Below are 21,524 nucleotides of genomic sequence, written 5' to 3'. Positions count from 1 at the left end.
GGCGGTTCGGCCGGAGCCGCCTCGGGGCACCATGAATCCCAATCGATGCCAGTCAGCCATCCGCTCCCGCTCTCACCGTGCAAAAGTCATTTTTGCTGCGGGAATGTAACTGCCGTCACTCGGCTGGGTCAATAGGGGCGACCGTTGGACTGCACTGTGGACCGCCGGGCGTCAGGCGCGGGGCACCGTCCGCCGGAGGTTCCTGCGTTGCGACGGACCGTCGAGCGCCTCGGCGATCCACGGTCCGGGCGAGGAGGTGTCCAGGATTCCGTCCTCCAGCCAGCAGTACCGGCCGTCCAGGACCTGCCGTGCGAGCCCCCGGTCGGCGGCGTCGGTGTTGTGCCACAGCTGCCGGAACAGCGTCTCGACGCGGCGGCGCGCCTGGCGGCAGAACGCGTCGGCCAGCTCGACCGCCGAGGGATCCTGGCCTGCCGAGCGGGCGAACACGCAACTGGCGCTCATCGCGTAGAGCTCCGCGCCGATGTCCACGATGCGGCCGAGGAAGAGCTGCCGGTGTTCCAGTTTGCCTTGCCAGCGCGACATTCCGTAGAAGGTCTGCCGCGCGATGCGACGGCTGGCGCGCTCCACGAACCGCAGATGCCCGGCCAGCGGGCCGTATTCGCCGAAACCGCGCGGCAACTGCCCGCGGCCCGCGACCAGCGTCGGCAGCCACCGCGCGTAGAACCCGCCTGCGCGGGCCGCGGCGCGGGCCTTGCGGGACAGGTCGGCCTTCGGGTCGATGATGTCGCCAGCCACCGACAGGTGCTGATCGACCGCTTCGCGGGCGATCAGCAGCTTCATGATCTCGCTGGAGCCCTCGAAGATCCGGTTGATCCGCATATCGCGCAGCAGCTGCTCGGCGGGCACCCCGCGTTCGCCGCGCGCGGCCAGCGAGTCGGCCGTCTCGTAGCCGCGTCCGCCGCGGATCTGCACCAGTTCGTCGGCGATCAACCAGGACTGCTCGGAGGCGTAGAGCTTGGCCAGCGCCGCTTCGATGCGGATGTCGTGCCGGTCGGCGTCGGCCAGCCTCCCGGAGACTTCGAGCACCGCTTCCAGCGCGAAGGCCGTGGCGGCGATGAACGAGACCTTGTCGGAGATCGCCTCGTGCTCGCCGATCGGCCGCCCCCACTGGACCCGGTTCGCCGACCATTCGCGGGCGATCAGCACGCACCACTTCGCGGCGGCGGCGCACATCGCGGGCAGCGACAGGCGTCCGGTGTTCAATGTGGTCAACGCGATCTTGAGGCCGTCGCCCTCGCGTCCGATCCGGTTGGCCGCGGGCACGACCACGTCGTGCAGCCGGGTCACGCCGTTCTCGATGCCGCGCAGCCCGAGGAACGAGTTCCGGTTCTCCACGGTGATGCCGTCGGCATCGGCCTCCACGACGAAGGCGGTGACCCCGCCGCGATGCCCCTCGGAGCGCGGCACCCGCGCCATCACCACGAGCAGATCGGCCAGCACCCCGTTGGTCGTCCAGAGCTTGACCCCGTTGAGCGTGTAGCTCCGGCCGTCCTCGCTGGGCACCGCGCTGGTGGCCAGCCGCGCCGGATCGCTGCCCACGTCCGGTTCGGTGAGCAGGAACGCGGTGATCTCGCGAACGCAACGGGGCAGGAACCGCCGCTTCTGCTCCTCGGTGCCGAACATCTTCACCGGCTGCGGTACGCCGATCGACTGGTGCGCGGACAGCAGGGCGCCGATCGACGGGTTGGCCGTGGCGACCAGCATCAGCGCCCGGTGGTAATAGACCGCGGGCAGGCCCAGGCCGCCGTACTCGGCGGGGATCTTGATGCCGAAGGCGCCGATGTCCTTCAGGCCGTTGATCACCTCGTCCGGAATCCAGGCGTCGCGCTCGATCTGGTGGGTGTCGACCTTGGTTTCGCAGAATTCGCGCAGCCGTTCGAGGAACGCCTCGCCTTCGGGGCAGGCCCGGCCCTCGGGCATCGGGTCGATCAGGTCGAGCCGCAACCTGCCGAGGAACAGCTCCTTGCCGAAACTCGGCCGGTCCCACCGGGTTTCGCGGGCTTCTTCGGCGACCTGCCGGGCCTGCTGGGCATCGACCTGCGTCGAGTGGCTGTTGGCGAATGTGGTCATCGCTTCCCCCTACCGGTCAAGCGTGTGTTACCGGTCACACCACGGTACTACCGGGCGGTAACCCGCGACACCTGTCATGACCCGGTCGTGGCTGCCGCCCACCGCATTCGCCCGGTCCGGGGACATCGCCAGGTGGCGCGCACCGTCCCCTCCGGGGACGTCGTTGCCGGACCCGGTGGAACCGTCGAAGATGCCGAACCGCCTGAGCTGGGGCCACAGCCGGGGCCAGGGTTGCTTCGGGCCAGCGGCGAGCCAGACGGGCGTGCCCTCGTAGTAGGTCTCGACCTCCAGGCCGCTGTGCACGGTGGTCGCCAACCGGACCTCGTGGAAGAAGGCGCGCAGGTAGCGCTCGTTGCCGCCGAGGTAGACGACCTGCTCGGCGTCGTCTGGCGGCTGGCCCAGGTACCAGAACCCCCGGCTCCCGCTGTAGGGGCGCGGAACTCCGAACTCGGGGCCGTAGCGATCGAGAGCGGCGGCCGACCAGTAGTCGTGGGTGAGGACGGCCGTGGTCCGTTGGCGATCGCTCGGCAGGCGGTGGTAGGTGTCGGCCACGATCGCGGTGATCTTGGGCCATCCGACGCTGCCCCTGCTGAACACGTCGTGCGGCGAGATCGCGGATGCGGGCAAGATCGGCAACGCCGCGAGCGCCAGGCACGCCGACGCCCCGAACGCGGGCCAGGCGACCCACCGCTGTCGGGCCCCAGCTTCCCGACGGCGCTGCAGTCCGACGGACGCGACGGCGTAGAGCAGGCCGTACAGCCCGGCGACGTAATACGGCCTGCCTTCGGCGAGGAAGAAGACCGCGGTGACGCCGAGGGCGGTCCAACCCAAGTAGCGATAGGCCCGCAGTTCCGGTGCGGACAAGAGGTGCCACAGTCCATAGCAGACGAGGACCGCACCGACCGCGCCAGCGCAAGTCACTGCCAAGGGCACGAACAGCCAGCCGTACCAGTTCTCGGCGGCGATGGCGGTGGGCATGCGCAGTTGCGGCCACCCGTGGGTGTGCTGCCAGACCAGCGTCGGGACCGTGGTGATCAGCGCGGTCGCCGCCCCGCACCACAGCATCGGGCGACGCAGCAGCTCGCGCGGCCCGGTCGCGACCACCGCAAGGACCGCGCATGCCCAGAACGCCGGGATCAGGAACTTGACCTGCAACGCGACCGCCGTCACGACTCCGGCCCACAACAGCAGGCCGTCCGCTGCTCGGCCCTCGTGGTGAAGCCTGGTCCAGCGCACCAGCAGCCACGTGATCACCGCCCACAGGAACGGATCGAACGCCCAGGTCACGAGCATGTGCCCAGCGCTGACGAACTGGACGGTGACAGCCCACGCGCCAGCCGCGAGCGCCTGCGCACGACGGTCACCACCGAACTCGCGGGCCAACAGCGCCACGACGAACACTCCCGCGCCAGTCACCAGCGCCGCCGGAATCCGCAAAGCCACCACCGAACCGGGCAGCAACGTGTCCATGGCAACCGCCAGCAGCGGAACCAGTGGAGGTTGGTCCGCGTACCCCCAGTCCAACCTCCGCCCGGCGGCCAACGCGTAGAGCTCGTCGGCGAAGTAGCCGTAGCGACCGCTGGTCGCCAGCAACACCAGCACCACGGCGGCGAAGATGAGCAACAGCGGCCCTTTCGCGAACCCGACGAGCGCGCGTGGTGCGCGAGACGACTCGTGACGGATGCTCTTCTCCTGCTGCGACATGGTTTTCATGACGCGTCGACCTCGGTTGTGAAGAGGTAGTTGCGAAAAGCTCCGGTGATTCGCTCGGCTGGCTGCCACTGGTCGCGGCGCAGCACGTACATGGTGTAGCCGTAGTCCGCCAACCAGGCCGGGACGTCATCGGCCTTGGCGCCGTACTTCTCGACGTGTCGCTGTTCTATTTCCAGCAACAGCACCGGGTGGTGTGCCGCCAGGGTCTCGCGAGCTCCTTCGAGAACCGCTAGTTCGTTGCCCTCCACGTCGGCCTTGATGAAGTCAACCCCGGTGAGGCCGTGGTCGTCGCGGATCTGATCGATGCTCGTGACGCGGGTGCCGATCAGCCGCTCGGCCGGGAACCCCGCGTTGGCACCCCGGCCCCGGCTGTCCGTGGTCAGAAAGCTCCGCGTGCTCACCGCGACGCCGAACCGGCGGGGCTGGCTCATGTGCCCGGTGCCGCCGGTCCGGCCCAACGCCGCTCGGTGGACCACGACGTTCGTCGCTCCGCACAGCCGGGCGAAGCGCGACAGCAACCGCGCGGAAACCGGAATGGGCTCAACGCTGTGCACGCGTCCGGTCACACCGACCCGGTGCGCCAGCGGAAGCGAATAGCTCCCGTACGACGCGCCCGCATCGATGCACACCGAGCCCGGCCGCACGAAACCGTCCAGGAATCCGATTTCTCGTTCCACGAACCACGACCAGCGGGAGCAGAACCGGATCAGGGCAGCTGCACCGGCCAACCGCCTGCTGCGGATTTCCGATCCCGGTAGGGCTGAATTCTGGGATTTCACCATTGCCATGCGGAAATTCCAGCAGCGAGCCGAGCCCTGAAAACATTGGTGGAAGTCAACAGTCGCGATTAACCGAAGTTAATCGGGCTGGCCGATCGGGAAGTTTCAGCCCTGTTCGACCAGTCCGGCTTCGTACGCCAGGATTGCGGCCCGGACCCGGTTTTCGACCCCGAGCTTGGCTAGCAACGAGCTGACGTAGACCTTCACCGTGCCCTCGGTCAGGTTCAGCTCGGCGGCGATGGCCGCGTTCGGCAGTCCGCGCCCGAGCAGGGCCAGCACATCCCGGTCCCGATCGGACAGTTCCGCGATCTGCTCGGCCGCTCTGCGGTGGCGGGGCTGATCGGTCGCGGTGAGCTTCTTGATGACCCGGTGGGCGATGCGCGGCGAGAGGAACGCCGCTCCGTCGGTCACCGCCCGGACCGCCTGCAGCAGTTCCCGCGGATCACCGGCTTTCAGCACGAATCCGGTTGCACCGGCGGCAAGAGCTCCGGCGATGTACTCGTCGTCGCCGAAGGTGGTCAAGATGACCACGGCTGTCGCTGGCGCCAGCCGGAGCACCTCGGCGGTGGTGGCGATCCCGTCGAGCTCCGGCATCTGGATGTCCAGGACGGCGACCTGCGGGCGGTGGCGCAGCACGAGCTCGACGGCCTGACGGCCATCGGCCGCGTCACCCACCACCTCGATGTCGTCGTCGTTGCCTAGCACCGCCTGGATACCCGCCCGGATCAGCGCCTCGTCATCCGCGACCACCACTCGGATCACTGTTCGACGACATCCTTCGCGATCAGCTTCCCGGACGAGAAGCACAGCCGGTAGAAACCTTCGGTACCGAAGCCGATGCGCTGGCCGTAGTACAGGCAGTTCGCCCCGGTCGGTCTGGGCAGCCGATCGTACTGCTCGGCGGCTGGGGACTCGTGGGGAGGCAATCGGGCTCGCACGGCCGCTTCGGCCATCCCGATCCGAAGCACCTCGTAGTCCGGGGCCGGCATCGATGTGTCCCGGATTTCGAGGTAGTTGGTGAACAGCAGCAGCCCCATCGGTACCAACGCGACGGCGATCAATGGACCGACCACCGTCGCGCGCACCCTGCGGCGGAACCGGCGCAGGGCCGTGGATGCCTCGCTGCCGGTGCGGCGTTCGGGATCCACCGATGGCCGGTCGGCTCCGGGCGCAGGGCCGCTGGAGCGATGCGGGATCGTCGCGGTGAGGCGGAATTCGCCGACCTGGTGGTCAGTTCGCAGCGTCCCACCTGCGAGCCGAACCCGCTCCGCGAGCCCGGTCAGCCCGTGACCACCGGAGCGGACTTCCCGCGGCGTCGGTGCCGGGTTGGTCACCTCGACCTCGACCCGGTCCCCGCCGTAGGTGAGTCTGATGTGGACTGGACTTCCCGGCGCGTGCTTCAGGGCGTTGGTCAGCGATTCCTGGACAACCCGACGCACTACCTCCGCGGCCTCCGACGGCACGCGGTGCGGATCGCCCTCGCGCCGGAGCCCAACGGCCACTCCGACCTCGGTCGCGCGTTCGACGAGCTCGTCGATCCCGCCGGTCGTCGCCGAGCCGGTGTCTTCCCGCAGCAGCCCGATCACGTCCTGGAGCCGTTCCATGGCCGTGGAGGTGTTGGACCGCAGCTTGCCCGCGAGTTCCCGGTGCCGCGGGTCCAACGATTTGTCCAGCTCCAGGGCACCCGCTTGCAACGCGATCAGGCTCAGCTCGTGGCCGAGTGAATCGTGCATGTCGCGGGCAATTCGCAGCTGCTCGGCGTGGCGCGCCTGCTCCGCGACCAAGGCCCGCTCGGATTCGAGCTGTTCGGCGCGTTCCCACCCGCCCACCGCGAGATCTCTGCGCTGGCGCCGATACCGCCCCAGCAGCACGGTCATGCCCAACCAGAGGAAGAGGTACAGGCCGGTTCTGGCGTCGCTGCTGAGGTAGGCGGTTCCGTAGGCGAGCCAACTGGTCAACGGGTAGAGCACCGCAGCGAGCGCCAGTCCAGCAAGGGCGTTCTCGACCCGCGCGACTCGATAACCGGCCGCGTAGCTCATGCCGATGAGCAGGGGCAGTGCAGGAGGAAGCAGCGCGGCGGCCACTGCGGCTGACAGCACGCTCACGACCGGGAAGCGACGACGCAGCACCACCGCCATCGTCGTTAGGACGACCGGCGCGGCGAGCTTGACCGGAAGCCACGGTTCAGGTGCCGAAACCGGATACGCGATCGCGCCGCCCACCGAGACCACCAGCGCTGCCACGAGCAGCGCACCGTCGACGACGGTCGCGCGGCGGGTCGGCGGCCGCACTTGCGCGAAGAACAGGCGAAGCCGATCCGCGAACCGACTCCCGCTCTCCGACACGCCCCCAGCCTACGAGAGGGTGTGGTCAGCGGGTGATGTTCTCCGCGCTGGGTTCGGGCGTCCTGCGGCGGGCGCGCACGAATCGGTAGGTCGAGAAGGCGATCAGCGCCAGCGCGATCAGCACGATCGTGCCGGAGATGGGCCGGGTCACGAAGATGCCGAGGTCGCCGTTGGACAGCAGCATCGACTGCCGGAACGAGCGTTCCATGATCGCGCCGAGAACGAAGGCCAGCACCAGCGGACCCGGCTCGAAACCGGACTTGCGCATCAGGTAGCCCAGCACCCCGAACACCAGCACGACCCACATGTCGAAGATGTCGTTGTTGATGCTGAAAACGCCGACCATCGTGACCATCACCGCGATCGCGCCGAGGATCCCGACCCGCAACCGCAGCAACTGCACGAACACCCCGACCAGCGGCAGGTTGAGCACCAGCAGGATCAAGTTGCCCAGGTACATCGAGGCGATCACGCCCCAGAAGATCTCCGGGTGCTGCGACACCAGCTGCGGTCCGGGCGTGATGTTCTGCATCAGCAGCGCACCGTAGATCAACGCCAGCACCACGTTCGACGGAATGCCGAGGGTCAGCAACGGGATGAACGCCGACGCCGACGAGGCGTTGTTCGCCGTCTCCGGACCCGCGACACCTTCGATGGCGCCGGTGCCGAACTGTTCGGGATGCCGCGACCGCCGCTTCTCCAAGGCGTATGAGGCCAGCGAGGAAACCACACCGCCGCCACCGGGCAGCACGCCGATGACGAAGCCCAGGACCGAACCGCGCAGGATCGCGCCCCGCGACGCCGCCCAGTCCCGCATCGTCGGCCACAACCGGCCGATCTTCTCGGTGACCATCGAGCCTCCGGTGCCGCGTTCGAGGTTGTAGAGCACCTCGCCGACGCCGAAGAGGCCCATCGCGATCGCGACGAAGTCCAACCCGTCCAACAGGTCGGTCATGCCCAGCGTGAACCGCGCGGTGCCCTCGATCGGATCCTGCCCGATGGCGGCCAGCAACAAGCCGAGCGCGGCGGCCACCAGGCTCTTGGGCACCGACTTGGTGCCCAGGTAGGTGACCAGCAGGATGCCCAGCACGGTGAGCGCGGTGTACTCCGGTGGGCCGAACCGGACCGCGAAGGACGCGAGCAGCGGGGCGAACAGCGTCAACCCGATCACCGCCGCGGTTCCGCCGATGAACGACCCGATGGCCGAGATGCCCAACGCGGGACCGGCCCGGCCCTGCTTGGCCATCTGGTACCCGTCGAAGGTGGTGACCACCGACGCGGCTTCGCCGGGCAGTTGCAGCAGCACCGAGGTGATGGTCCCGCCGTACATCGAGCCGTAGTAGATCCCGGCGAGCATGATGACCGCCGACTCCGGCTCGATGCCGTAGGTCAGCGGCAGCAGCAGCGCGATGGTCGCGGTCGGCCCCAGCCCCGGCAGAACGCCGATGACGGTGCCGATCAGCACGCCCAGGAACACGTACAGCAGGTTCTCCGGCGCGAAGACGACCTCGAACCCGGTCAGGATCGATTCGAACCCCATCGCGGTCAGTCACCTCCCCACAGCGACGCCACCACGTCCTGCGGGAACGGCACACCCAGCACCGGCACGAACAGGACGTAGAACAGGGCGGTGAGCACGACCCCGAGCAGCAGCGCGGTCCGCCACGACTCGCGGGCCAGCAACCGCAGCCAACAGGTGAACGTCACCAGCGCGGGCAGGATGAAACCCAGGTAGTTGAACGCGGTGACGAACACCGCGAGTCCCGCGACGCCGAAGGCCACGTAGCGCGCCGATGCGGTGAACGGCTCGTGGTCGGCGCCGGAATCGGTGCACAGCACCAGGATCGAGGCGCCGATCATGACCAGTCCGACCAGCAGCGGCCACAGCCCCGGCCCCGGCCGGGCGAAGTCGCCGAGCGGGAGCATCGCGGCCTGCACCGTGAAGAAGACACCCACCAGCAGCGCCACGACGCCGCCGATGCGGTGCGCGAAACCGGGGCGGCGGCCCGGTTCGCGGGTGGCCAACCTAGTTCCCCCCGATCCGCTTGGCCACCGGGCCGTAGACCTGGACGATCTCGTCCAGCTTGGCCCGGAACGCGTTGCGGTCGATGAACTGGTCGGGGACGTACGCCTCGTCGAGCTGCTCGCGCACCTGCGGATCCTGGAGTCCGGCCCGCAGGGTCTGCTCCAGCTCGTCGATGATCTCCGGCGGGGTGCCCTTGGGCACGCCGAGCCCGAACAGCGAGGTGCTGTAGGTGAGGTTCTGGAAGCCGAGTTCGTAGAGGGTGGGCACCTGCGGCAGGTAGTCGACGCGGTCGCGGGGGCTGATGGCCAGCGGCCGGAACGCGCCCGCGTCGAACTGCGCGCGGACGTCCTCGGAGAGGTTGGAGAACAGCGCGTCGACGTTGCCACCGAGCAGCGCCGGGATCATCTCGATGTTGCCGTTGAACGGCACCACGGTCACCGGCACCCCGTACTCGTCGGCCAACCGGCGCAGCTCGATGGCCTGCGAGGTCGTCGCACCCGGCACGCCCACCTTGAGCTGCTGCGGGCGGGCCTTGGCCTCGGCGAAGAACTGCTCGGCCGTGCTGAACCTCGACCCGGGGCCGACCGAGAGCACCGACGGCATTTCGGTGATCACCCCGACCGTCTCGAAGTCGCCCGGCCCGTAGCCGACGTCCTGGATCAACGGCGTGACCACGCTCGACGGAGCCGCGACCAGCGTCATCGTGTAGCCGTCGGGTTTGCTGGACACCAGCTCGTTCATCGCCATCGAACCGGCCGCACCGGGCATGTTCTCCACCACCACCGGCTGACCCATGCTGCGGTGGAAGTAGTCGCCGATGGTGCGCGCCGCGAGGTCGGTGGGCCCGCCGGGGGTGTAGGGCACGATCAGCCGGATCTCGTCGGAGGGGTAGTCCGACGCCGACTTCGCTCCGGAACCGCAGGCCACCGGCAGCACGAGCGCGGCGAGCAGTGCGGCGGCCGCCGCGATCTTCTTCGTCGGCTTGGCGGTGCCGGAAGCGATGGCTCTGTTCAACATCGACCGTCCCTTCTCGTGCTGCGGGCAGAACGAGAACCGGTTGGTGGACTCGGCAGCGGAGGTACGACGTCAGCTGCAACCGAATCGGACTCGGCGATCCTGAGTGGACATATCGTGTTGCGCGGAGCCGAATCTATCAGGTGAACTGCTAGATGACAGCCGTTGTCCTGCACTGTTCCGGCAGGTACGGTGTTCGGCTCGGTCCGGTCAGCCGCGCTCGGGCTTTTTCTCCGGCCGCGTTTCCGCCAGAATTCGTTGTTGCGGCAAAGGGTGGATTGACGCGCTCTTGGCGCGCCAGATCGCGCATCATGGCAGGCGGCCACGGTGTCGTCGGAAAGGGAAGCATGAGCAGGATCGAACAACGGCGGTCCGGGGTCGCGGCCGCGATCCGGGACCTGGGCTGCGACTTCGTCGCCTACGTCCCGTCCAACAGCATCGCGCCGATCATCACCGAGTTGGAGCGCACCGACCCGGCGGCCGGTACCGAGCGCCCGAGGGTGTTCCCGGTGTCCCGCGAGGAGGAGGCCGTGGGCATCATCGGCGCACTGCCGCTGGCGGGGAAGTTCGGCGCGATCGTCATGCAGGACAACGGTTTCGGCAATGCGCTGACCGCCCTGACCACCTTCGCGCTGTCCTACCACCTGCCGTTGCTGATCGTGGCGAACACCCGCGGCGGTCTCGGCGAGTACAACTCGATGATCCACAGCATTTCCGGCGCGGTGCCAGCGGTGCTGTCGGCGACCGCGATCCCGGTGTTCACAGTGGACCGTCGGGACTCGCCCGAGGACTGGCGCGGCACCGTCGCCGAAGCGGGCAAGCACGCCCGGATGACGTTCCGGCCGGTCGTGGTGCTGATGGAATTCTTCGACGCCACCGAGGAGAAGAACGCAGCATGAAGCGCATCGAAGCCCTGCGTGCCACTGTGGCGTTGACCGCCGAGGTGCCGGTGGTGGCCACCTGCGCGGCGACGAGCCGGGAACTCGCCGCCGTGGCCGATCGCCCGAACCACTTCTACCTGCTCGACGCGATGGGCCTGACCACCTCGGTCGGCACCGGCCTGGCGTTGGCCTGCGAAGGCACCGCGGTGTCGAAGGTGGTCACCATCGACGGTGACGGCTCACTGCTGATGAACCTGGGCGCGCTGGCCACCGCGGGATACCTGTTGCCCAAGCCGTTGGTCGTGCTGCTGCTGGACAACGGCACCTACGCCTCGACCGCCGACATCCCGACGCAGGCGCAACGGCTGGACCTCGGTCGCATCGCCGAGGCATGCGACCTCGAAGTGCTGCGCGCCGACAGCGTCGACTCGCTGCGCGCTTCGTTGGCGAAGGCGCTCGAATCCGATGGTCCGATGTTGATCCACACCCGCATCGAGCCGGGCAACACGTCGGGAATCCCGTTGCTGCTGGAGGATCCGGTGGTGCTCGGCGCCCGGTTCCGGCAGTGGTTGGTACCGCGCCTGTCCGCTGTGGACTGATCGGCTAGTTCACGGTGGCCGGGTCGCCGCCGATGCGGCCACCGCGGTCGAGGGTGGCGATGGCGTGCAGGTCCGCGTCGTCGAGGGTGAAGTCGAAGACGTCGATGTTCTCCTCGATCCGGGACGGCGTCACGGACTTCGGGATCACCACGTTCCCGAGCTGCAGGTGCCAGCGGATGACGACCTGGGCAGCGGACTTGCCGTGCTTCTCGGCGATGCGCGCGAGGACGGGCTCGTCGAGCAGCCCCTTGCCCTGGCCGAGCGGGCTCCACGCCTCGGTGGCGATGCCGCGTCCGGCGCCGAGGGTGCGCAGCTCGCTTTGCGCGAAGTAGGGGTGCAGCTCGATCTGGTTGAGCACCGGCACGACGCTCGTCTCCCGCAGCAGCCGGTCCAACGTGTCGGTGGTGAAGTTGGAGACGCCGATCGCCTTGGCGCGGCCGTCGGCGTAGATCTTCTCCATCGCGCGGTACGAATCGACGTAGCTGTCCCGCGCCGGGGCTGGCCAGTGGATCAGGTACAGGTCGACGTAGTCCGTGCCGAGGCGTGCCAGGCTGGCGTCGAATGCCTTGAGCGTGGCGTCGTAGCCCTGGTCGTCGTTCCACAGCTTGGTGGTGAGGAACACGTCCTCCCGCGGCAGGCCCGAAGCGCGGACGGCACGCCCGACACCCGCCTCGTTGCCGTAGATGCGGGCGGTGTCGATGGCGCGGTAACCAGCTTCGAAGGCGGTGGTGACCGCTGCTTCGGCTTGGTCGTCCGGAACCTGCCAGACACCGAAGCCCAGCTGGGGCATGGTGACGCCGTTGTTGAGGGTGACGTGTTGCATGGTTTTGCCTTCTTCTCGTTGTGGTGTGCGGGAATTCGACGCGCGGCAGCGGCGCGAGCGGTCGATGGGGAGCCGATCAGCGGGCGGCGTCGGGCGCGCCCAGCAGTCCGGTCAGCAGGGCCTCGGTCGCCGGACCGAGCAGGCGCCGCGCGTCGTGGGTCGATTCGAGGCCGACCACGAGGGCGATGCCGATGTCGGCTGCCTCGGTGGGCTCGACGGTGCTGATCCCGGCCTCGGTGAACACCTCGGCCAGCAGTTGTCGCAGCCGAGTGGTGAAGTCGGTGCAGATGTCGCCGTAGAGCCTCGCCTTGGCGTCGAGGAGCTCGGCGGTGTGCGGCGACGCTCCGGCGAGCGCCAGCACGAGGTCCAGCTTGGCCTGCAGGATGCCGCGCACCCGGTCGGCCGGGGGCAACTCGGTGCTGGCCACGGCCTCGGCTCGGGCCAGCGCCTGGTCGTGCAACCGCCCGGCGACTCGCCGCACCGCGTCGTCCTTGTTGCGGACGTACTGGTAGACGGCCGACCGCGACATGCCCACCGCCGTGGCGATGTCGTCCATCGTGGTGCGCCGGACGCCGAAGCGGGTGAGGCAGTCGTAGGTGGCGTCCAGAACTTCCGCCAGCCGATCACCACCCATCGGCTCAACCTAGCGCCTTCTCCGCGGCGCGCTGGCCGGTGGGGCGCTGGGTCGACGTCCTGTGGTAGCCGCGGGCCGCACGAACAAGATCTCTGCCATTCCTCAACTTTCCCGATCTGGCGGTCTGACGATCTGTGCACATCTTGTCAGCAGTGACGGCATCGACCATAGACCGGACCGGCATCGCTGGACCAATCGAAAATCCACTACCGCCCATCAGGAATCCGATGTGCGCTCGCTGGCCACGGGTGCCGCGTCGGTCGCGCGACCTGGCCTTACCTGGTGGGTTTTGTCGTGAGACTTGTAGTCTGGGTGGATGAGGCGTACCTCTTTCGCACGGTGGCCGTGCTCGATCGCGCGGACGATGGACTTGCTGGGTGACTGGTGGACGCCGCTGGTGTTGCGTGAGTCCTTCTACGGGATCCGCCGGTTCGACGAGTTCCAGCAGGAACTGGGCATCGCCCGCAACACGCTCTCGGAGCGGTTGCGGCGGCTGGTGGACGAGGGGTTGCTGGAGAAGCAGCAGTACGACAGCAATCCGGTGCGCTACGACTACGTGCTCACCGAGAAGGGGCGCGATTTCCACGGCGTGCTCGTCACGATGTCGCGGTGGGGCGACAAGTGGCTCGCGGGCGAGGAGGGGCCGCCGGTCACCTTGCACCACGAGAAGTGCGGACACGACACGCATGCCGAGGTGGTGTGCGCGGTCTGCGGGGAGCCGTTGACGGCCGCGGACACGACCAAGCGGATGGGGCCGGGCTATCCGCCGCGGCTCGCGCAGCGTCCGGACGTGCAGCGGCGGTTCGCGCGCTGAGACGTCGGCCTCGAACGTTGTCGGCCGCGGTCGGCAGTCCGCCTTGACACGCGAGTTTTGTTACGCAACTCTCGTGGTCGGCACCATTTTCCGAGCGGTCTTCCGGCGGTGACGAGGAGGTCGGCCGAGATGGAGTGGACGGGCGCGCGGTACGCGGACGGACCGACGGCCCAGGTGCGGACGTGGGTCGACGCCGCACCGCGGCGGGTGTGGGAACTCGTCTCCGATGTCGACCTGATGCCGAGCCTGAGCGCGGAGTTGCAGTCGATCGAGTGGGTGGACGGGGCTACCTGTCCGGCGCTCGGCGCCCGGTTCGTCGGTCGCAGCACGCACGAAGCGCTGGGGGAGTGGTCGACGACGTCGTGCGTGGTCGAGTTCGAACCACCGCGGGTGTTCGCCTGGGAGGTGCAGGGCTTCGACGCTCCATCGGCGCGGTGGCGGTTCACCGTCGAGTCGGCCGATGGCGGGACGTGGCTGCAGGAGTGGATGCGGATGGGGCCGGGCCGGTCCGGGCTGTCGCTGGCGATCGACCGGATGCCGGAGAAGGAGCAGAAGATCGTGTTCGTGCGGATGCGGGAGTTCGAGCGGAACATGACCGCGACGGTCGAGGCGATCAAGGAGCTGGCCGAGGGCGCGGCGCGGGTGGACGCCTGATGCGCACGGCCACCACGATCGAAGCGTCGGGCGGTGACAACTGGTCCGAGCCGGTCGAATTCGCGGTGGAGGCGGAGAAGCTCGGGCTGGACGTCTGCTGGGTGGCTGAGGCGTGGGGTTCGGACGGACCGTCGTTCCTGGGATACCTGGCGGCGCGGACCGACCACATGCTGCTCGGCTCCGGGATCATGCAGTTGGGCACCAGGACTCCGGTGGCGATCGCGCAGGCGGCGATCACCGTGTCGCAACTGTCGCGGGGCCGGTTCCTGCTGGGGGTGGGGCCGTCCGGGCCGCAGGTGATCGAGGGCCTGCACGGTGTTGCCTTCGCCCGGCCGCTGATGCGGATGCGCGAGACCGTGGAGATCATCCGACAGGCGATCGCGGGCGAGAAGATCGCGTTCTCCGGCAACCAGTTCCAGATCCCGCTGCCCGGCGGTGATGCGAGGCCGATGCGCCTGTCGATGCGCGCCGAACACGACATCCCGCTTTACCTCGCCGCCCTGTCGCCCGCGTTGCTCCGGCTGACCGGGCGGATCGCGGACGGCTGGCTGGGCACCAGCTTCGTGCCGGAGGGTGCCGCGGAAGCCTATTTCGCGCACCTGGACGCCGGTCTTGCGGAGGCCGGGCGGACGCGCGCCGACCTCGATGTCTGCCAAGGCGCGGAAGTGGCCTTCGCCGCCGATGAGGACGAGCTGCGGGAGATGTTGGTCAGCCGCAAGAAGAAACTGGCTTTCAGCCTGGGTGGGATGGGCTCGGCCAGCACGAATTTCTACCACAACGCCTACAGTCGCCAGGGCTGGTCCGAAGTCGCCGCCGAGGTCCGGCAGCGGTGGCAGGCTGGTGACCGCGAGGGCGCCGCTGATCTGGTCACCGACGAGATGGTGCTCGGCACCACGCTGCTCGGCACCGAGGACATGGTCCGCGAACGGTTGCGCGTGTGGCAGGACGCCGGAGTGGACACCGTTCGGTTGTACCCCGCTGGTGACACCCTCGACGCGCGGCTGACCACGCTCGCTCGCGCGATCGACCTCGTCCACGAAGTGGCACCGTCCTGAGTGGACGAGTCTACTGTGGATCTGATGTGCTCGGGTTCGCGCGTTGTGCGGCGATGATGAATCCGGCCACCGCTGTCGCGAGCGTGGTGGCGATGATGAGCAGCCAGCTGTGCTGGAAGCCCGGAAGGCTCAGTTCGCTGCCGTAGAGCGCGACCGTGACCGCGGTTCCCAGCGCGATGCCGACCTGTCGCGAGGTGTTGATCATCGACGATCCCGCACCCCAGCGAGGCGCCGGGAGCGTCAAGCCGACCACGCCGTTGAGGCTCGGCATAAGCAGGCCGATGCCGATGCCCGCGAGTACCTGTCCGGGCAGCAGCCCACTGGTGAAGTCCGCGGTCGAATCGAGCAACCAGATCCACCACGCCGCGCCAACGGCGAAAACGATGCCTCCGGCGGCCACGACGGGGCCAGAACCGAACCGGTCCGTCAGGCGTCCGCCCAGCGGTGCGGTCACGACCACCGCGAGCGCTCCGGGCACGAGCATCAGCCCGGCCACTGCTGCCGAGATGTGCCAGATCCCGGTCAGGAACAGGACATTGCCGAAGACCATGGCGCCGAAACCGGCCGAGAACAGCAGCATCGCAGCGCAAGCCAAGCCGAAACTCGGAACCCGCAGTGCGTGGAGGTCCAGCACGGGTACCTGGTGGCGCATCGAGCGCCAAACCACCCAGGCCAGCGACAGCGCCGCCACGCCGAACGCGGCGAGCACCGCGCCGCCGGTCCAGCCGAGCGCGCCAGCCTCGACGAACGCCCACGTCAGCGCGCCGACTCCCAGCACGAGTCCGACCGCGCCGAGCGCGTCGGGCATGCCAGCGGTCGGCGCCTTGCGCTCCGCCAGCACCCGTGGCCCGATGAGCAGGATCAGCACGCCGATCGGCAGGTTGACCAGGAAGACCCAGCGCCAGGACAGCTCGACCAGCAGGCCACCCATCGGCGGCCCGGTGGTCGCGGCCAGCGCGTTGATCGCTGCCCAGAACCCGACCGCGGTCGTCCGCTTGGCCGGCGGGAACGCCGCGAGGATGAGCGCCAACGAGGTGGCGATCATCAGGGCCGCGCCGATGGCCTGCACGGCGCGGAACGCCACCAGCAGCGGAACCGAGACGGCAGCGGCGCAGGCGGCCGAGGCGACGGTGAAGACCACTGCTCCGATCAGGAACACCAGCCGTCGGCCGTACCGGTCAGCGAGGCGACCTGCCGGGGTGAGCAGCGCGGCGAACACGACCGTGTAGGCGTTGAGGACCCATGCCACTCCGGCCAGGTCCGTTCCGGCGAAGGACTGGCGGATGTCCGGCAGCGCGATGTTGACGATGAACAACCCGAGATTGGCCAGGAACGCTCCTGCCGAGGCGAGGAGCAGAACCGTTGTCGGGCGCTGATCGGCGCGCGGCTGCGGCAACGCGCGTTGCACTGTCGACGTCGGTTTCGAGTCGGCGCAGCAGAGCTCCGGCCCGGCCTGGGAATCGTCCATGGTCCTCTTCCAGTTGGTCAGTGGTACCGGTGCAGCTGCTCCGATGATTCGAAATGAACGCCTCGGCGCACCCAAAACCCGCGTCTACCTCGATAGTTCTATAAGCAGACTCACTCTGTCAATGTGCTTGGCCGATCACTGCGCCGCCCCGGCCGCGGCCGGGGAGTTCGTCCGCTGGCCGCGTCGGGTTCACCCGGCGTGTTGGTTCTGGTCGGTTCCGCCCAGCTAGATTCTTGGCACTTCGAGCGTGGGAGGTAGGAGTGGATCTGCTGAGCAGGCGCGGTTTCCTGGCCGCCGGGGGCGTCGTCGCGGCGGCGAACCTGCTGCCGGGCGTGGCCTTCGCGGCGCAAGCCGACGGAGACCAGACCCGCACCGTCACCGGCACGTTCGGGCCGAGCATCGAGGACTGGTTCTACCTCCCGGTCGAGGTGCCGCGCGGGGTGGCCGAGATCGAGGTGAGCTACTCCTACGACAAGCCAACAGTTCCGCCCGGCACTCGCGGAAACGCCTGCGACATCGGCATCTTCGGCCCGGAAGGGCATGAACTGGGCAATGCGCGCGGGTTCCGCGGCTGGTCCGGAGGTTTCCGCGATCGCTTCACGATCAACGCCACCACCGCGACACCCGGCTACCTGGCCGGTCCGATCACCGCGGGCACCTGGCACGTCATCCTCGGCCCGTACACCGTCGCCCCGCAGGGCATGAACTACCGCGTCGACATCACGCTGCGGTTCGGACCACCCGGTCCGCCGACCCGCCCCAACCCGGCACCTGAGACCGCACCGGCCCGCGACCGGGGACGCGCGTGGTACCGCGGGGACTGCCACCTGCACACCGTGCACTCCGACGGGCGCCGGAGCCCCGAGGAACTCGTCGCTGCCGCACGAGCCGCCGGGCTGGACTTCATCACCTCCACCGAACACAACACGCCGTCGGCATCGCTGCAGTGGGGCGAGCACGCGACCGACGACCTGCTGATCCTCAACGGTGAAGAGGTCACCACCCGCTCCGGGCACTGGCCCGCGATCGGGCTGCCACCGGGCGCCTGGATCGACTGGCGGTACCGCGCCGACGACGCGCGCAGCTTCCGGCGGTTCGTCGACCAGGTGCACCAGGCGGGCGGCTTGGTGACCGCCGCGCACCCGTTCGCCAGTTGCTTCGGCTGCACCTACGAATTCGCTTACGAGCTGGCGGATCTCGTCGAGGTGTGGAACCAGGGCTGGACTGAGGAAGAGGAAGCGGCGGTGCACCACTGGGACGGGCTGCTGCGCACCGGTCACTGGATCCCGCTGATCGGCAACTCCGACGCGCACAACCCGGAACACACCGTCGGCAGCCCGCAAACCGTGGTCCTCGCGGACAGCCTGCGGCGCGAAGCGCTGCTCGCCGGACTGCGCGCGGGGCGTTCGTGGTTGGCCGAATCCGCAGCCGTGCAACTGAATTTCACGGCCACCGGCGGCGGCCGCACGGTGGGCATCGGGGAGCGGCTGCCGGTGGACACCGGTACCCCGGTGACCTTCGAACTGACCGTCAGCGGCGTACCGGGCACCACGGTGCGGCTGCTGGACCAGGTCGGACCGCAGCATTCGGCGGCGGTACCGGCCACCGGTTCGCTGACCACGAGCTGGACCGCCTACCCGCGGTACACGCGCTGGGTGCGGGCCGAGGTGCGCCGAGCCAGCGCGATGGTGGCGATGACGAATCCCATCTTCCTGGGCAGGTGAGCCGCGACCGCCGGTTCCCCGGTGGTCGCGGCGGTCCAGCCGACGGGTACCCGGTCAGCGGGTGACCGAGTAGGAGTGGGCGCCGGTTCCGGCCAACTTCCCGCGGTCGACGATCAGGTACTCGTCTCGGATCGGTGTTCCGGCGAACCAGGCTTCCAGGATCTCCCGGGTACCAGCGGCGTAGCGGGCCTGGGCCGACAGGGAGCTGCCCGAGATGTGCGGGGTCATGCCGTGGTGCGGCATGGTCCGCCACGGGTGGTCCGCCGGTGCGGGCTGCGGGAACCACACGTCACCGGCATACCCGGCCAACTGCCCGCTCTCCAGGGCGCGGACCACGGCGTCGCGGTCCGCGATCCGGGCACGGGCGGTGTTGATCAGGTAGGCGCCGCGTTTCATGGACGCCAGCATCTCGTCGTCGAACAGCCCTTCGGTCTCCGGGTGCAGCGGCGCGTTGATGGTGACCACGTCGCAGAATGGCACCATGTCCGCGGCACTCGGGTGGAAGGTGACGTTCAGCTCCCGCTCGACCTCCTCCGGCAGCCGGTGCCGGTCGGTGTAGTGCAGGTGCACGTCGAACGGCGCCAGGCGGCGCAGCACCGCGAGCCCGATCCGACCGGAGGCGACGGTGCCGACGTGCATGCCTTCCACGTCGTAGGAGCGCGCGACGCAGTCGGCGATGTTCCAGCCGCCGTCGAGCACCCACTTGTGGGAGGGCAGGTAGTTGCGCACCAGCGAGAGGATCATCATCACCACGTGCTCGGCGACGCTGATGCTGTTGCAGTAGGTCACCTCCGCCACCGTGACGCCGTGCTGGATCGCGGCATCCAGGTCGACGTGGTCCGAACCGATGCCCGCGGTGATCGCCAGCTTCAGGTTCTTCGCCTTGGCCATCCGTTCCGCGGTCAGGTAAGCGGGCCAGAACGGTTGGGAGATCACCACATCCGCGTCCACCAGTTCGCGGTCGAACGTGGAGTCCGCAGTGTCCTTGTCGGAGGTGACCACCAGGGTGTGGCCCTGGCTTTCCAGGAACTTGCGCAGTCCCAGCTCGCCCGACACGCTGCCGAGCAGGTGGCCCGGCGTGAAGTCGACAGCGCTGGGCGTCGGCAGGGTCTGGCCGCTGGGATAGCGTTCGATGCGCGGCAGGTCGTCCCGCGCGTAGGTGGTCGGGTATCCGTCCACCGGATCGTCATAGAGGACGCACAGCACCTTTGCCATGGTTCGGCTCCCGAGATCGTTCTTCCAGGTGCCTTCGACCTTTCCCGTGCCCAGCGGGCGCGGTCAAAATGAAACTTCCTATGCGGGAATAGCCCAATTCTATCCAGCGTGCTGTGACGAGGCCAAATGACCGTGCAGCACGCGGTCGAGCGTGCTGCGCACGTCCAAGTCGCGAGTCAGGTTCAGCAAGGCCCGCGCCAAAATCGGCTCCGGGTCGCGGTCGGCCACCACGAGGCCGATCTGCGGCGAGCGCGTGGGGCGCTCCAGCGGCACGATCCGCATTCCCTCCGGGGTGCCGAACATGTGCAGCCAAGCGTGCGAGATCACGCTCGACCACCGGTGCGTCCCGACGTGCGCGTAGAGCGCCGCCACCGTGTCGGTCTCGATGGCGGGCACCGGGGTGACCCCGGCGTCGGCGAAGATCTCGTCGAGGATGCGCCGATTTCGCATCCGCGCCGTCAGCAGGCACAGCGGCAGCGACGCGACCTCGGCCCAACGCACCATCGGACGGTCGGCGAATTCACCGTCGTTGGGGGTCAGCAGCAGGTAGCGCTCTTCGTAGAGCGGCGTCGTCCGAACGTTCCCGAGTTCCGGATCGTCCACATAGGTCATCGCGATGTCCAGTTCGAACTCCGCGAGCCGGTGCGTGATCTCCCGCGAGGACAAGGATTCCAGTGAGATCCGAGTGTGCGGATGCCGTTCGCAGAACGGCGTGGTCAACAGCGGGGCAGCGGTGAGCGCGGTGGGGATCGCGCCGACGCGCAGCACGCCGGACAGGCTCTCGCGCATCGTCGACAGGTCGTGGCGCAGCGCGTCGCACTCGGCGAGGATGCGGTGCGCCCACTGCAGGACGCGTTCGCCCTCCGGGGTGAGCCCGGCGAACCGGTGCGCCCGCAGCACGATCGGTACCCCGAGCTCCCGCTCCAGCTTGCGGATGGCTGCGGACAACGAAGGCTGCGAAACGTGACAAGCGTCGGCCGCGCGGGCGAAGTGGCGCTCCCGGGCCAACGCGACGAGGTACTCCAACTGGCGCAACAGCACGCCACAGCCTTGCGCACCGACCGCCCTCCCGTCCAGCGACACCCGGCCCGGCTCAGGACCTGTGGTTTGCATGCCATACCCCCCTAGGGTATAAATGGCACTGGCGCTGCCAGGTGAGCGGCGCGGAGGAGGGGAGTACTGCGGTGGTCGACCACGGAACGCACTCGCACGAGCAGCACGCTGGACACCACGCCGTTGGCGGGCGTGCGCTGACCCGCACCGCGATCGCGGCCACGCTGCACTGCTTGACCGGGTGCGCCATCGGCGAAGTCCTCGGCATGGTCATCGGCACGGCGCTCGGGTGGTCCAACGGCGCCACGATCGTCTTGTCCGTCGTGCTGGCGTTCTTCTTCGGATACAGCCTGACCATCGCGCCGGTGCTGCGAGCCGGTGTCGGCATCGGGGCCGCGCTCGGCGTGGCGCTTGCCGCGGACACCGTGTCGATCGCCGTGATGGAGATCGTCGACAACGCCATCATGGTGTTGATCCCCGGCGCCATGACGGCCGGGCCGACCAGTCCGCTGTTCTGGGGTTCCCTCGTCGTGGCACTGGCGATCGCGTTCGTGGTGACCGTTCCGGTCAACCGGGCGTTGATCCGACGCGGCAAGGGGCACGCCGTCGTGCACCAGTACCACCACTGAGGCGAGT

General features: G+C 68.7%; 20 protein-coding genes. 7 read left to right on the top strand and 13 right to left on the bottom strand.

All coding sequences use genetic code 11. The features are described from left to right. Positions 1–171 precede the first annotated feature (171 nt). From MOQ72_RS12175 to MOQ72_RS12140, 8 genes are all read right to left on the bottom strand, one after another. Complete coding sequence (locus MOQ72_RS12175) at positions 172–2,091, bottom strand: acyl-CoA dehydrogenase family protein (protein WP_242183146.1); 1,920 nt, start codon at positions 2,089–2,091, stop codon at positions 172–174. 27 nt (positions 2,092–2,118) lie between these two features. Then, complete coding sequence (locus tag MOQ72_RS12170) at positions 2,119–3,804, bottom strand: ArnT family glycosyltransferase (RefSeq protein ID WP_242183144.1); 1,686 nt, start codon at positions 3,802–3,804, stop codon at positions 2,119–2,121. After that, positions 3,801–4,592, bottom strand: a complete 792-nt coding sequence (locus MOQ72_RS12165) for an FkbM family methyltransferase (protein WP_242183142.1) — start codon at positions 4,590–4,592, stop codon at positions 3,801–3,803. The genes MOQ72_RS12170 and MOQ72_RS12165 overlap by 4 nt, the downstream gene beginning before the upstream one ends. A gap of 96 nt (positions 4,593–4,688) precedes the next feature. After that, positions 4,689–5,345 (bottom strand): response regulator, encoded by a 657-nt coding sequence (locus MOQ72_RS12160; RefSeq protein WP_242183140.1) that lies wholly within the window; start codon positions 5,343–5,345, stop codon positions 4,689–4,691. Next, a complete protein-coding gene (locus tag MOQ72_RS12155) occupies positions 5,342–6,928 on the bottom strand; it encodes a sensor histidine kinase (RefSeq protein WP_242183138.1) in 1,587 nt (528 codons plus the stop codon). Before MOQ72_RS12155 ends, MOQ72_RS12160 begins: the two co-directional genes overlap by 4 nt. Positions 6,929–6,953: 25 nt before the next feature. Further along, the gene (locus MOQ72_RS12150; RefSeq protein WP_242183136.1) at positions 6,954–8,468 is read right to left on the bottom strand and encodes a tripartite tricarboxylate transporter permease; all 1,515 of its coding nucleotides are present in this window, start codon (positions 8,466–8,468) and stop codon (positions 6,954–6,956) included. 5 nt (positions 8,469–8,473) lie between these two features. Next, on the bottom strand, positions 8,474–8,953 hold the full coding sequence (locus tag MOQ72_RS12145; protein ID WP_242183134.1) for a tripartite tricarboxylate transporter TctB family protein: 480 nt from the start codon (positions 8,951–8,953) through the stop codon (positions 8,474–8,476). Between the two features lies 1 nt (position 8,954). Then, positions 8,955–9,971, bottom strand: coding sequence for a Bug family tripartite tricarboxylate transporter substrate binding protein (locus tag MOQ72_RS12140; RefSeq protein ID WP_242183132.1), 1,017 nt, complete (start codon positions 9,969–9,971; stop codon positions 8,955–8,957). 344 nt (positions 9,972–10,315) lie between these two features. On the opposite strand from MOQ72_RS12140, the gene MOQ72_RS12135 reads away from it, so the two are divergent. Together MOQ72_RS12135 and MOQ72_RS12130 are read left to right on the top strand one after the other, a co-directional pair. Beyond that, a complete protein-coding gene (locus MOQ72_RS12135) occupies positions 10,316–10,867 on the top strand; it encodes a thiamine pyrophosphate-binding protein (protein WP_242183130.1) in 552 nt (183 codons plus the stop codon). After that, on the top strand, positions 10,864–11,448 hold the full coding sequence (locus MOQ72_RS12130) for a thiamine pyrophosphate-dependent enzyme (protein ID WP_242183128.1): 585 nt from the start codon (positions 10,864–10,866) through the stop codon (positions 11,446–11,448). The genes MOQ72_RS12135 and MOQ72_RS12130 overlap by 4 nt, the downstream gene beginning before the upstream one ends. 4 nt (positions 11,449–11,452) lie before the next feature. Here MOQ72_RS12130 and MOQ72_RS12125 read toward each other — a convergent pair whose 3' ends face one another. Next, positions 11,453–12,271 carry an aldo/keto reductase gene (locus tag MOQ72_RS12125; protein ID WP_242183125.1) on the bottom strand — a complete coding sequence of 273 codons (819 nt, stop codon included), beginning with the start codon at positions 12,269–12,271 and terminating at the stop codon, positions 11,453–11,455. A gap of 76 nt (positions 12,272–12,347) precedes the next feature. Beyond that, entirely contained in the window at positions 12,348–12,905 is a 558-nt protein-coding gene (locus tag MOQ72_RS12120) for a TetR/AcrR family transcriptional regulator (RefSeq protein ID WP_242183123.1), read from the bottom strand. 316 nt (positions 12,906–13,221) lie between these two features. Here MOQ72_RS12120 and MOQ72_RS12115 point away from each other — a divergent pair, with 316 nt between their 5' ends. The 3 genes from MOQ72_RS12115 (at position 13,222) to MOQ72_RS12105 (ending at position 15,428) form a co-directional block, all read left to right on the top strand. Further along, positions 13,222–13,719, top strand: coding sequence for a winged helix-turn-helix transcriptional regulator (locus tag MOQ72_RS12115; protein ID WP_242183121.1), 498 nt, complete (start codon positions 13,222–13,224; stop codon positions 13,717–13,719). 129 nt (positions 13,720–13,848) lie between these two features. Continuing rightward, positions 13,849–14,373, top strand: a complete 525-nt coding sequence (locus MOQ72_RS12110) for an SRPBCC family protein (RefSeq protein ID WP_242183119.1) — start codon at positions 13,849–13,851, stop codon at positions 14,371–14,373. Next, positions 14,373–15,428 (top strand): LLM class flavin-dependent oxidoreductase, encoded by a 1,056-nt coding sequence (locus MOQ72_RS12105; protein WP_242183117.1) that lies wholly within the window; start codon positions 14,373–14,375, stop codon positions 15,426–15,428. The genes MOQ72_RS12110 and MOQ72_RS12105 overlap by 1 nt, the downstream gene beginning before the upstream one ends. A 10-nt stretch (positions 15,429–15,438) precedes the next feature. Here the strand turns inward: MOQ72_RS12105 and MOQ72_RS12100 are convergent, their stop codons facing one another. Beyond that, entirely contained in the window at positions 15,439–16,896 is a 1,458-nt protein-coding gene (locus MOQ72_RS12100) for a DHA2 family efflux MFS transporter permease subunit (RefSeq protein ID WP_242183115.1), read from the bottom strand. Positions 16,897–17,156: 260 nt separating this feature from the next. Between MOQ72_RS12100 and MOQ72_RS12095 the strand changes: the two genes are divergently transcribed. Continuing rightward, entirely contained in the window at positions 17,157–18,620 is a 1,464-nt protein-coding gene (locus MOQ72_RS12095) for a CehA/McbA family metallohydrolase (RefSeq protein WP_242183113.1), read from the top strand. A 54-nt stretch (positions 18,621–18,674) separates the two neighbouring features. Here MOQ72_RS12095 and MOQ72_RS12090 read toward each other — a convergent pair whose 3' ends face one another. After that, entirely contained in the window at positions 18,675–19,835 is a 1,161-nt protein-coding gene (locus MOQ72_RS12090; protein ID WP_242183111.1) for an NAD-dependent formate dehydrogenase, read from the bottom strand. Between the two features lie 99 nt (positions 19,836–19,934). Further along, on the bottom strand, positions 19,935–20,948 hold the full coding sequence (locus MOQ72_RS12085) for a LysR family transcriptional regulator (RefSeq protein WP_242183109.1): 1,014 nt from the start codon (positions 20,946–20,948) through the stop codon (positions 19,935–19,937). Between the two features lie 71 nt (positions 20,949–21,019). On the opposite strand from MOQ72_RS12085, the gene MOQ72_RS12080 reads away from it, so the two are divergent. Further along, positions 21,020–21,517, top strand: a complete 498-nt coding sequence (locus tag MOQ72_RS12080; RefSeq protein ID WP_372495347.1) for a DUF4396 domain-containing protein — start codon at positions 21,020–21,022, stop codon at positions 21,515–21,517. Positions 21,518–21,524 lie beyond the last annotated feature (7 nt).

The sequence above is a fragment of the Saccharopolyspora soli genome, from assembly GCF_022678645.1.
Lineage (GTDB): Bacteria > Actinomycetota > Actinomycetes > Mycobacteriales > Pseudonocardiaceae > Saccharopolyspora > Saccharopolyspora soli.
Note: the sequence above shows the minus strand (reverse complement) of the source record. Positions and strands in the feature narration are given on the sequence as shown.